The sequence below is a fragment of the Janthinobacterium sp. NKUCC08_JDC genome (genome assembly GCF_019345575.1).
Classification (GTDB): domain Bacteria; phylum Pseudomonadota; class Gammaproteobacteria; order Burkholderiales; family Burkholderiaceae_D; genus Janthinobacterium; species Janthinobacterium aestuarii.
Window position 1 is genome coordinate 185766 of sequence record NZ_JAHKQW010000008.1, and the last position, 13714, is coordinate 199479.

The 13714-nt window shown below is 68.6% G+C and carries 1 protein-coding gene; it reads right to left on the bottom strand.

The features are described from left to right. Positions 1-23 precede the first annotated feature (23 nt). Positions 24-13685, bottom strand: a complete 13662-nt coding sequence (locus KO538_RS19480; protein ID WP_219329357.1) for a filamentous haemagglutinin family protein — start codon at positions 13683-13685, stop codon at positions 24-26. Positions 13686-13714 lie beyond the last annotated feature (29 nt).

The following is a 13714-nucleotide window of genomic DNA, read 5'->3' on the forward strand; positions in this document are numbered from 1 at the left end:
ATGTCATCAAATGTTCATAAAACTCATGGCTGCAGGCCGCGCCGCTCGTTCGGCGTGAGCGCCTGCAACTGCGGCGCCGTCAACGGCCCCGCGCCCAGCACCTGCACCACGCCGGCCGGCTGGTAGCTGGACGCCTGCGGCTCGCCGCCCTGGTGCTTGCCGGCACCGGCTTCGTCCGCCTGCTCGTTGCCAAAGCCCAGCACCTTTACTGTGAACAGCGACGGTTGCGCCTGGCGCGTGGCGGCCCGTTCCCGTTGCAGCACGTCTTGCGCCGCCGTGACGGCTTGCGTGGCGGCCGCGCTGGCATTGCTGAGCGCGCCCACGTTCACGGTAGCGATCACGGGCAGGCCCGCCGACTTGCCCTGCACCTGGACGTTTTCCGCATTGATCACCTGCAAGGCCGCCAGGTTGACGTTGCCCGAGACGCGGATGCCCGCCTCGCCCGCGTCGATGCTGCCCAGCGGGGCGATCAGGTCGATGTCGCCGGGCGGCACCTCCGGGATCGGGTTCAGGGTGGCGATGCCGGCGCCCGTGGCCGGCGTGCTCGGCGACAGGCTGACGAGGCCGATGCTGTCGTAGCTGCGGCGCTGCGGCGTGTAGACGACGGTGGACTTGGTGCCGCGGCCCGCATTGATGTCGCCCGTGGCCGACCAGGCCAGGATGTTGCCGCCGAAGGTGGTAAAGATGCGGCTCTGGCCCAGCAGGATGCTGTCCTTTGCATACATCTGGATCTCGCCCGCGCCCTGCGTCAGCACGCCCGAGCCTTCGCCCGGCGCATAGCCGCCATCGACGCCGATCAGCGCCCTTCCGCCCGGCACCGTAATGCCGATATCGCCGCCGACATCCGTGTGGATGCCCGCGTCGTTGACGATCACGTGCGGCACATTGACGGTCGGACGGCCCGCTTCGGCCCACTCCTGCGGGCTCAGGTAGCGCACGCCCGCGACCGGCCGCTTCGTGTAAACGCCGTCGTAGTCGTTGACCGTGTACAGCGCGCTGCTGAACATCGTCAGGTCGCCCTGGTACTCGATCTTCTGGCCCGCCTTGTCCTGCGCCGGGAACAGGGTGGCGATGGCTTCGCGGCCGCGCAGGTAGCTGCCGCGGCGCATGCCGTCCGGATCGTTGTACTCGCGCCCGGCAGCCTTCAGTTCGGCAAAGTAGACATTGCTCAGGTAGACCTGCTGCTGTTCCTTCGGCAAGGCGGCAAAGAAGCTGCGCGCATCGGTGGCCGGGTCGTAGCGGATGCCCAGGCCGCTGTCGCCGCCAAAGCGCGTCGTCAGCCAGTTCACCAGGTGCAGCTGGCTGACCTGCGCATACTCGCGCGCCAGGTCGCGCCGCACGGCGCCCGATGCCTGGCCGGCCTTTTCCAGTTCCGCCTGCTTCGTGCCGAGGAAGGCGGACGCGCCCGCCTCGTCGCCGCTGTAGGCGAACTGGCCGCGCAGCCAGTCGGCCAGGGTCAGCTTGCCGCCGTAGACGTACACGGCGCTGCCGGCCTGGTCGGCCAGCGGCTTGGCCGGATCGGCCAGCTTGGCCGGGTCCAGGTAGCGCGCCGCGAAAGCCGCATAGTCGGGACCATTGCGGCCCACGCCGGCCGCCACGCTGATGCCGGCGCCATTGCCGCGCTCGCCGGGGCCGGTGCTGATGATGGAGCCGATGCTGCGCAATTCCGCCTTGTCGGCCATGTACAGGTCGCGCCCGGCGCTCACGTTCAGCTGGCCCGGTCCCGCCACATAGAAGGTGCTGTAGCGGATGTCGCGCCCGGCGCTGACGACGGAAACGTCGTCGGCATGGCGGTGCACGAACAGATTGCCGCGCGCGGACGAGACGCCGGAGACCACCGGCTTGTCCGGAAAATCGGGCCGGCCGACAAAGCCCTGGCTGGTCCATCCGGCCGCGCCTTCCGGCACGCCTTCGACGCTGCCGAGCGGCGTGCCGGAATTGACGATGTCGCGTCCGGCCCGCACGGCCACGGCGCCGCCGCCTTCGTACCACACGCCCAGCGGACCCGTTTCGCCCTTCAGTGTTCCCCGGTACACGATGCCGCCCGTGCGCAAGCCAACGATGTCGCCGCTGTTGGCATAGAAATGCGCGGGCTGCTGACCCACCGGCACGTAATCCGACACCGTCGGCGCCGTCATGCTGAACAGCGGATACAGTTGCTGCGAGGCATCGCTTGCGCCATTCGACGACGAACCGAACCATTTCAGCGCGCCGGGCGCCAGCCCGTTGGCGCTGACGTTATGCAAGGGCAGCAGGCCGAACCAGACCGGGTCCAGGGCGCCGACGAAGCCCGGGTTGAATGGACTTGGCAACAGGCGCGGATCGGCGCCCGATGCGGTGATCGGATAGCCGGCCGCATGGATGGAGTCGGCCGCCAGCATTTCCAGCTGGCCCGTGCCCGTCTTGACAAATTGCGGCGCCACCGGCGACGGCGCCAGGATCACGCCGTTTTGCGGCATGTCGACCTTGCCGCCCTCGCCCAGCCTGCCCAGGCTGGCATTGCCGTAATACAAGCTGCCGCTGGCGGCCACGGCGCGCAACACGGATGGCATGACGAAACGTGCATCCGTTGGCGCGTGGTTATCGCCCATGTCCGATTGTATCCAGGCGGACGTCGGCGTCAGATTGCCGCCCGCGCTGAACAGATCGATGGCGGTGGCTGGCGTCCACAGCGAGAACCAGCTCCAGCCCTCGCCCTGGCGCTCGACGCCCTGGTAGTTGAACGGCGAACCATTGCCCAACTGCTTGACGCGGCCCGCATCGGCCGTACCGCCCAGCACCAGGTCGCCGCGCGCATCGATGCGCACGCCGCTGTCGCCCGGCACGAGGATGGGCCCGCCGCTGGCAATGGCCGTGCCCGCCGCATAGGTTTCATACGGCCGCGATTCCTTCGGATCGGCGCGGTCGAAGCGCAGTTCGACGCCGCCCACGGCGCCCGCCTCCATGCGCAGCGCGCCGCGCAGATTGGTGAAGGTGCTGTTGAGCGTCGGATACTGGCGCTCGAAGCGCGTGTCGGCATTCGGGGCATCGCTGTTGGCATCGAAGCTGCGCACCTCGGCAACAGGGTTGAGCCCGCCGCCGATGCGGATATCGAGGTCGCCACCGCCCGTCAGCAGCAGCTTGCCGTCCGGCGTCACCCTGCCCGTGCTGCCCACGGCCACGTTCAGGCCCTGGCTGCGCGGCGCGAACACGCCGCCCGGATCGGCGCGCGAGGTCAGCATGCCGGCGTTGCCGCCCGCCTGCAGCAGCACATTGCCGCCGCCGAGGGTGCCGATGCCCGTAAAGCCCGACACGACCGGCAGACCCGCAAACAGGTCGCCGCCTTCGGGACGCGCGACATAGGTGCCGAAATTGATCCACCATGCCGTCGGCACGCCCGCCCCCGTGCTGCCGCTGCCCTGGCGCCACAACCAGGCGCCGATGTCGCTGGTATCCTGCTGCGCGCTCAGGGTGCCGATGGCATCCTCGCGGCGCTGCAGGGCGGTGCCCACGGTGTCGCCCTTGACGTCGCCCTGGGCGCGCAGCAGCAGGTTGCCGCCGTGCTCGGGATACCAGGCGCGGTACAGGCTCTCGCTGCCGCCATCGACGAAACGCGTCAACTTGTCGTCGCCCAGCGCGCCGAGCAGCTTGCCCTTGGCGTTCAGGCCGCGCGGCAGGTTGAACAGATCCTTGCCATCGACCAGCGGCGAGGCCGACTGCGTGCCCGCCGTGTAGACGCCATACAGCGAACGCATGTCGAAATCGCCGGCGGCGAGCAAATCGAGGTCGCCCATGCCCGTGCGCAGCACGCTGAACAGAAGCTGGCGCGCCGGCTCATCCTTGGTCACCATTTCGGGCGGCGTGCCGTCGGCAATCTTGGTCACCAGATCCGCATAACTCTCCAGCATGTTCGCTTCGGTACCAAACCACATTGTGATATCGACCTCGCCTTCCGGGAACCCCAACATGGTGGCGTACTCGTTGAAAATATAGGTGCCTGGCAAGCCCGTGCCCGGCTTGACCGACGTCCGTTCCTCCATGCCGTAATGCGTATCGGCCAGCATCAGATGGGCGTCCTTCGCATGCGGGCGCAGCGCGCGCGTATCGGCGGCGGCCGTATCGGCGCCGCCCACCAGGCGCAGCGACCACGCTTGCGAACCCTGGGCCAGCATGGGCGCCAGCGCCAGGTTGCGGCCCTGGCGGCCCGCGCCATCCTCGGCGCGCAGCGCCACCATGGTCGCGTCGCCAGGCAGCTTGACCAGCGTGCCGGCCGGCAGCACGCTGCCCTTGTCCAGCGCCAGCGCCGCCGCCAGCACCACGCCGTTGACGGGATTGACGCTATCGCCCGTGTCCCGCGGCTTGCCTTCGGGGAAAGGCAAAGCCACATTCGCCGGCCACAGCATGGCCGCCACGCTGGCCGCGCCGGGCAGGCGCAGGCCGGGATCGAGCTGCATGCCGCTCGATAAGGCCAGCGCCTTCGGCAAGACCGTGCCGGCCGCGTACAGCACCTTGCCGGCGGCATCGCGCACGGCGCCGCCCAGCACACTACCGGCAGGCAGGTTCAACTCCGCCGTCAGGGTGGCGCGCGCCGCCAGCAAGGTGCCGCCGCGCAGCTGCATGGCCTTCATCGGCACGGCGAAATTGACGCTCGTGCCCGATTGGAAATACGTGTCTTCGGCCAGGGTCACCAGACCCGCTTGCGGCACAACGACCTCGCCACCCCATGGCAGGCGGCCCTTCACCAGTTGCCAGCCCTTGTCGTCCGACGTGACGGGCAAGGTGCGGGTATCGAAGCCATCCGTGATACTGCCAAAGACGCTGAGCTTGCCGCCAGCGCGCACGACCAGCGCGCCCGCCTCGCCCGAGCCGTACACGCCGCTCAGGCGCGCCAGCGGATTGACGCCGTCGTAGCGGTGGCCGGACAGGTCGATGTCGCCATCGATGTGCAAGTCGCCGCCCGGCGTGGCGCTGACGATCTCGACGCCAGGGCGCAGGTGGAAAGCGTTGGCATCGCCGCGCAAGCCGCGCAATTTGTTGTTCATCAAGTTGCCGTTGGCCAGCGCGTGGGCCATGAAGAGCTGGCTGTCCCCGTGTTTCTCGTCCAGATAGGCCTGGTTGATGCCCTGGTAGCTGCGGCCGTCCGCATCCTTGCCGGTACCGGCCGGGGCATCCTTGTATTGCCAGAAAGCGTTGACGTTGATGGTGCGCGCGCCGGCGATGTTCAGCGCGCCAGCCGCATCGATGTCGATATCGTCGCCCGTGGCGCCACCGAGGCGCCGCGCGTTCAGGTCGATGCTGCCGTAGTTGCCGCCCTTGTCTCCGCTGCGCAAGTCGAACCGCGCGCCATTTTCCAGGCTCAGGCGTCCACCAGGCGCGGCCAGTTCGATGACGGCGCGGTTCGGCGCCTCGATCGCTTGCCCGTAGCTGTCCGTGCGCAGCACCGTGCCATGCGCGTCGAGCACGGCGCCGGACTGGATGGTGACGCCGTCGCGGCCGGCCAGGCGGATGCTGCCCACCTGCTCGCCGCTGGCATCGATGCGGCCGCTCACCGTCAAGCTACCGCCATCGACGGAGACGCTCACTTCGCGCGCCTTGACCTCGTCGCCGATGGTCAAATTGCCCTGCTTGAGCTGGAAGCTGCGGCTGCCAAACACCTTGCCCGTGTTCAGGCGCTGGTTCAGGCCGGCGAAGTCGCCGATCTGCTGGGCGCGCACCTCCACGCCGCCGGCCGCGTACGGCACGAGAGTGCCGCCCGCGTCATAATGGCCGCTGGCGCCGCCCAGCAAGGCGCCGCGCAAATCGGCCGTACCCGCTGCGTCGCCCGTGGCGATCACGCTCAGCTTGCCGGCGCGGTTATTCACGGCCGACAGGTCGATCACGGAAGCGGCCGCCTGGCGCACGTCGCCTGCGCGGCTGTCGAGGATCACGTCACCGCCCCAGCTGTACTTGCTGGTGTCGTAGAAATCGATCTTGCGGCCCGCCAGGTCCAGCTTGGCCTTGTCGCCCAGCAGCACATCGCGCTCGGCCGACAGGGTCAGTTTTCCGCTTGGTAGAACCACGGACGTATCCACGCTGACACTATTGCCGTTCAGCGCCACTTCCGCGCCCAGGGCACCAGCCAGCGCCGCGTTCGTCGGCGTGGCGGCGGCCGCGCCGGCCGGCGCGCTCACCTTGAGGTCGCCGCCCGCCGTGATGCGGTTGACGGAACCGGCCGCGCCCGTCAGCAGCGGCGTGTTGATCAGCAGATCGCCGCCGCTGTAGCGGTAGCCATTGGTGGCCGTATCCCACGCGCTTTGCGACTGGTAGACGGACAGGCTGCCCTTGTTGTTGGCGGTCAGCTGCTCGCTGGCATTGAGCGCCACCTGGCCGAAGCCCAGTATCAAACGGTCGAGGTTGTGGATGGTATCGGGACGGCTGTCCGGCGTGAAGCCGAACTCGATGCGCTTGGCGTCGATCTGCAAGCGGCCGGTGCCCGTGCCGGGGCCGTTGGCAACGACGGCGCCGGGCGCATTCGTCGCGCCCTGCCACACGAGGGTGTCCGTGTGGATGCGCGCCAGCGCGTCCGTGCCGCCATAGCCGTAGATGGCGGGCGTGTTGAGCACCAGGCGCGACAGCGACGACTTGCCCGTCGCCGCATCGATGGTCGACAGCTGCGACGAATCGTAGAAGTTGAAGGAATTGCGCGCCGTCAAGCCCAGGCTTTCCAGTGCCGGTGCGCCCGTGCTCGTATCGCCGCGCAGCAGGCGGTCGAGCACGTCCTGGTTCAGCGCCAAGCCGTCCGGCAGGGCGCCGCGGGCGCTGGCATCGGCCAGCGAGGCTGTGCTGCCGATATTGATCGAACCCATCCCCAGCACCAGATTGCGCGTGCCGTAGCGCACGTTGTCGCGCAGGGTAAACGCGCGCTCCGTGACGGCGGCGATGGTGCCTTCCGAATACAGCGAGGTGGTGCCCGCGCAGGCGCCGCCCGCCTTGGCGCACGTACCGATGTCGATGATGCCGGGGCCACCCGAATCGGACGGCGTGCGCACGGCCGGCAGCATGTCCAGCCAGCCGTTCGAGACGGCCAGCACGCTGCCCATCGGCTGGTACACAAAGCCGTCGCGCGAATCCCAGGCCGCCTTGCCGCGGCCCAGCGTATTGATGCCGGAACCTTGCTCAAGGAAGATGCCGTCGTCGGTTTTCGTGGTCACCAGGAACACTTCGGCCGCCTTCAGCACGGCACCGTCGCGCAGCACGATGCCGCCCGCCGATTCGTTGATGGCGGCGATATTGGCGCGCTGATTGGTACCCGTGGCGAAATCGCTGTAGGTGACGCGCGGCAAGCCGCCGATGCCCAGGCGCTGGGCGCCGAAGGCGTTGATCTGCGAAGCGTGCACGGAGACGCCATCGAAGTCCGCCTGCGCTGCCGTGCCGTCGGCCAGCACTTGATAGCGGGTACCCGCATGGCCACCCGTGCCCAGCAGCAGCGAGCCGCCGAAGCCGCCCTCGGCCGGCGTGTACAGGGCGCTGCCATCCATCATCAATGGCGTGTGGTTATTTTCGACGCTGTGCAGGGACGGGGCGATCAGTTGCACCCGCACGCCCTTGGCGTCGCGTTCCAGCGTGGCGCGCGGCACGCCGTCGCGCGTGGCTTGCGCCACGGCAAAGGCGGCATAGCCCGTTTCATTGTATTGCGAGTAGGTACGCAGCACGTCGGCCGGCGTCAGGATGGCCTGGCTCGGCACGGCGTCGCGGATGGCCGTGCCGGCGATGCCCGTCTGCGCCGCCGTCGCGTACGAACCATTGCGCATGGCCACCGTGCCGCCCGCCTCGACGGCGCCGGCCAGGCCATTCAATTCCACGCGGAAGGCGCCCGGCAGCAAAGCGAAATTCGATGGCAGCAAGGTGTAGGTACCGGCCGCCAGGCCGGGCACGCCCGCGGCGATGGTGATCTGGCGTCCCACGGCCGGCTTGCCCGCGCCCTGCTCGGCCGTCAAAGGCGCCACGTCCGGCTGCACGCCGGGAATGATGGCGTACACGGGGTTGGTATTCAGGCCGGGCAAGGTAAAGCCGCCATTCGGCTTCATCTGCACCAGCGGATTGAGGCGCGCATCGGTGGAGCCGCCCCGTCCGGCCAGGAAGGCCGCGCCCGTCAAGGTGCCGCCGCCCGACAGGTCGAGCACGGCGCCGGCTTGCACGTCGACGGCGGCGCCGACCAAGGCGATCTCGGGACCGTTGCCCACGCCCTTGAACACGACGTCGTTGCCGTCATACAGGTAGCTGAGGCCATCGAGCGTGCCGCCGTACGGCATCGTCAAGCCTTTCGCGCTGACGGACGTCAGGCTGCCCGGCAACAGATTGACATGGCCCGTATTGGCTTCAAAGCCTTCGGCCCCCAGGGTGATCTGGCCCAGCGGCGCGCGCAGCACGCCATGCTGATTGATGGTGGGCGCTACCAGGCTCAGGCTGCCGAACACGGAAAACGGCTGATTCGGCGTGGCGCTGCCGGCGCTGCGCTCGACAGTGAGCGTGCGCAGCGGATCGAGCGTGACGCGGATATTGCCGTATTCATCGACCCGGCTGCTCTGGCCCACCGTGACCATGCCGCTGTCGCCCGTGGCCGGGTAGATTTGCGCGGCGACCAGGGTCGCGTTGCCCGGCTGGTACAGGGCGGCGTTGTTCGACATGCGCAAGTCGCCGCGGCTGTTCAGGGTCAGCTGCTCGAAGGCATCGCGTTCGACGGCCAGCGGCGTGCCGCTGCTCTGCACGATCTCGCCGCGCGTGCCCATGTTGACCTCGCCCGCGAGATCGAGCATGCCCGCATCGATCTGCAGCAGCGAGCCATCGGCCACCAGCGGCACGCCCAGCATGCCGCGCCCCTTGCCCGAGTTTTTCGAGCCCTTGACGGCATTGGGCACGATGTAATTGTCTTTCTGCGCGCGCGCGGCCGTTCCCAAGCGCACATACGGCGCCGCCAGGTGCACCTGGCTGGCAAGGCTAGGCACATTGTCCTGGCCGTCCGCATCGGGCGGCGGCGTCTGCGGCGGCTGCTGCGCCAGCCCCAGCGAACTGGCGCTCAGGCGCAGGCTCTGGCCCAGCGCCAGGCTGACGTCGCCATCGACGCTGAGCATGCCGTTCACATGCATGGCCAGGTTATCGAAGCCGCCGGCCTTCACGCGGTCGGCGCCCAGGCGCGCACTGCCGTAGCGCAAAGCCTCATCCTGCTGGCCGGCGCGCAAATCAACCGGCAAGACGCTGTCGCCCTGCACTTGCGCCAGCACGAATTCGCGCGGTACCCGCACCGCATTGTCGACGCTATCGCCTTCCAGCGTCTGGCGGTTCACCTGGCCGTAATTGGGCGTGTCGAGCGCCATCGCCAGGGTGCCGCCGGCCGCCCCGGCGCCACCGGCCACCGCGCGCAGCGTGCCGTCGGCAAAGATGCCGTTGTACGAACTGAGCGAAATCAAGCCGCCGCTGCCGGCCACGTTGACGGCGCCCTGGTTCGGCAAGTCCAAGGTGGCTTGCGCGCCGCTGGCGTCGAGCAGGGCGCCCGGGCGCACGACGACAAAGGCGTCGGCCGCGTCGACGCTGGCCGCATCGGCCTTGTAGCGGGCGCCGATTTCGATGCTGCCGCCCTTGTCGGCGCGGCCATAACGGCCGCCGCGCATGTCGGTGGCGACGGTGGCGCGGCCGGCGACGTCAAGCACCGCGTGTTCGCCGATCCAGATCGACGTGGCTTGTCCCTTGCCGTTCGGCACATCGGCATCGCTGCCCGTACCCAAGGTGCCGGGCAGGATGGCGATCTTGCCGCCCCAGGCGTCAAGGCGGCCGTCGATGCTGACCTGGCCATTGCTCGTCATGCTGATCTGGCGGCCAGGATCGACCGTGACGACGGCGCCTTGCGCCACCGCCAGGGCGCCCTTCACGTACGGGCTGCCGGCCGTCAGCGTCAGGTCGGCACCGGCGCGCTGCGTCAAGCGGCCCTTGCGCGCATCTTCCTGGTACAGCTCCGGCGTCCACACTTCCAGCGCGGCGCCAGGATCGGTACCGCTCGCCACCGTGTGGCCGGTGGCGGGATTGAAGCGCAGCACGGGCATCTTCACATCGATCCGCGCATCCTTGACCACCACGACGCCGTCGCGGCCCGTGACGGCGTAGTCGGCAAAGCCGCTCTGGAACAGGCTGGCGTCCAGCGCCAGCATGGGCTGGACGGCAACGTCGCGCCCCAGCATGGTGCCGGTCGGCAGCAGCGCGCCGCGTGGCGCGCGCACGTCGTCGGCGGCGATGCTGCCGGCCGCATACTGGGTCGTCATCGGCACGATGGGCAAGCCATTCGGAAAAGCCGCCGCCGAAACCTCGAAGCCTGTAGCGAGGCCATTGATGGCCGTCACCACGCTGCCTGCGGGAACGATGGAACCGCCCCAGACATACGTCGTGCCGTCGATGAAGAAGCTCGCGCCCGGCGGCACCAGCAAATCACTCTCCAGCACCAACGGTTTCTGCGCCGACACGTCCACCGTCACGGGCATGCTCAAGGTCTGGCCCGGCTTGATCACGCTGGTGCTGAGCGCGAAATCGAAGGGAATCTTCTCGCCCTTGGCAATCAAAAATTCATCGGCCAGGCGCAGGCCGACGGGAGCGCTGCTTCCTCCTGGCAGCACGTCGCCGTCCTGCAGCTTGCCGCCGATGCTGACGGCCGTGCCGCTGTCGATCGTCAGGCGTCCGCCGCCCTTCACGCCGTGGCCGCGCAACTCGCCGTCAAGCTTGAGCAAGGCGCCCGTCGGCGTTTTTTCGCGCGGCAAGTCGACGGCCAGGGCGATGTCGCCGCCGCGCCCGCCCTGCAGGCTGCCATTGCTCATCAAAGCCGCGCCCGATGAAACGTCGATGACGCTGCCGCCGGCCAGCTCGATGCCGCCCGAACTCTTCACCGTGACCTTGCCGCCATTCACGTACGGCAGGCCGGCGACCGCGCCCGGGTCCAGTTCCAGGTTGCTCCACAGGCCCCGCGTATCGAGACGCACGCCCGGCGCCACGCGCACGCCGGCCGGGCCCGTGGCGCGCCCTTCCGGCGACACGGTCCCTTCCACCCACACGGCGCCCGCGTTCGCCAGGTAGCGCGAGATGATGTCACCGGCGGCGATGCTGCCGCTGCGCGCGCTCACGTTCGCCTTGATGGCCACGTCGGTGGCGTGCAGGGCGATGTCGCCGCCATCGGCCACGCGCACGTCCGCGTTGACGTCGAGCTTGTCGTAGGCGTAGATATTCAGGGCCCCCAGTTCCAGCCCATTGAGCCAGTCGGCATCGAGCTGCAAGGTCTTGCTGCGCGCGGCCGGCAAGGCTTCACTGAGCAGCTGGCCATCGGCGACGGGCGCCACCTTGCCGATCTCGACGTTTTCCAGCACGGCTTGCGGGCTGTCGCGCAGCTGGCCCGCCTTCGTATCGAAGACGGGCGTCATTTTGCCGACGATCAATTGACCGGCGCGCGCGGCCGACGTCTGCGCCTGCTTGTAGCTATCGACGCCGTCATCGCGCTTGCGCTGCTGGCGCTCGCCCTGGAATACGGACGTGTCGATATCACCTTCCAGCACGGCGGCGCCCGTGGAAACGATCAGGCGTCCCGCATCGCGGCCCACCGTGTAGCCGTTTTCCAGGCGCTCGCGCGGACCGATCAAGGCATTCGCATGGGTTTCCGTCGTGTTCGCGCCCCAGCGCGCATGCGTGCTTTCATAGCCGCGGTACAAGCCCGTGTACAGATTGTCGCCAGGGGCCGTGCTGAGCTTGTACATCGCGCCATCGGCGCCCTTCAGCCAGGTCTGCTTGACCATACCCGTCTGCACGTCGAGCGAACCGCCGGCGATGTTGATGCGCGAACCGGCCTGCGTCACCACTTCGCCGCCGCCAAAGCCGACGGTGCCGCCCTGGGCCGCCCATTCGCCGATGCCATGGCCACTGGTATTGAGGTAGCCGCTCACTTCCAGCAAGCCGCCCGCCGTGTACCAGCGGTCCGTGGCGTAGCCGTTGGTGCCGGCCGGCACCAGCACCAGGTCGCGGCGGTCGACCCACACGTCGCTGTTGTTCAGGTATTTGGCGTCGCGGCTGCCCGGTGCGTCGCGCTGTTCGTTGCCCTGCACGTTGATCAGCACATTGTTGCTGCTCATGTCGACCTTCACGCCGACGGCGCCGGACACGTCGATGGCGGCGCCGCGCGCCACGTGGCTGCGGCGGGCCGCATCGGCCAGCACCTGGCCACCCGTGGCCAGGGTCAGCGAATCGCCTTCGAACTCGATGTTGCCGGCGGAAACAATGCGCACCAGCGACTGGTCGCGCCGATCCTGCGGCGTGTCCGTGCCCTTGCCCGTATCTTTCAGCAAGGTGTCGCGCTGCACGTCGAGCGCCGTGGCGCCGTTGTCATCGATGACAATGGCGCTGACGCTGCCGCGCGCCAGGGTCACGCCGGCATTCTCGCCCGCCGCCGCCAGGTGGATCGTGCCGCGGCCATTGACGGTCGTGCTCGACAACAGCACGCCATCCTGGCGCACGCTATTGCCGCTGAGCGTGATGTCGCCCGTGGCCGCCTGGATCAGGCCATTGTTGACGACGCTGCCGGCGCCGCTGTCGGCCACGCGCAGCATCTCGACTTCATTGCCGCGCGTGCTCGAATACTGGTTCTTGTCCGTGCCCATGCCCTGGCGCACGACGATGGCATCGCCGGCCGCCAGGGTGGTCTGGCCGTTCGGCGTGGTGATGGCGCCCGCATTCTCGACGGCGCGGCCGGCCAGCAGCACGTAGCCGCCGCCTTCCGTCACCGTCTGCGGCTTGCGCGTGTCGATGCGCGCGCCGGCGGCGACGACGACGTCCGCCTCGGCCGCCGCATGCGTAAAGATATTCTGGTCCAGCAACAAATCATTCGCGAAGGTCGGCACGGCGCCCGTGCCCTGCGCCTTGCCGTACAAGCCGCTCTTGAACTGGCTGTCGCTCATGCCCATGGCGGCCGCCGCCAGGCTGCGCGTATCGACCTGGCTGCTGCCCGTAAATACGATGCCGTTGCGGTTGACGATCATCACCGTGCCATCGGCCTTGATCTGGCCCTGGATCTGGCTGGGGCGCGCCAGCGGATCGTTGACGCGGTTCAACACGGACCAGTGCGATTTCTGGTCGAACTGCAAGGTGGTGTTCTTGCCGACGTTAAAACTTTCCCAGTTCAGGATGGCCTTGTCGTCCGTCTGCACGACCTTCACGACGGTCTTGCCGTCGGCCTGGCTCTGCACGGGGCCCTGGGCGTTGAGCCAGCCCGCCGTCAGGCTGTTGCTGTCGACCTGCAAGCCGCCCTTGACGAGGCCATCGGGCGCGCCACCGGCCGCCAGCGCCGCCTGGCGCGCGGCCGCCTGCACCGCCTGTTCGGCGGCGATGCCGCGCGCGGCCAGCAAAAGATTGTTCAGCGATTGCTGCAGCTTGCCTTCGGCCTTTTGCTGCTGCAGCAAAGGATTGTTCAGCGCTGTGGCCGGCTGGCCATTCGGCAAGCGTCCCGTGGCGGCCGCCGTGCCCTGCTGCGCGCCCTTGCCCGCGAACCAGGCGCCGCTGAACGGCTGCTGCGCCTGCGCGCCGCCCGCCTGCAGCAGCATGGCGATGGCCAGCGCCAGCGGTTTCAAGCGCACCGGGCGCCCGTTGTGGCTGCCCGCCATGGCGGAGGAGGATGCGTGTTTCGTGACCGACTTGCTTCGCTGCATGGCGACATTCCCTTTTCATGTTCCGTTGC

What these genes read in the sequence shown, in the direction of transcription:
- KO538_RS19480 (WP_219329357.1), bottom strand. Translation starts at nt 13,685, where the DNA reads ATGCAGCGAAGCAAGTCGGTCACGAAACACGCATCCTCCTCCGCCATG.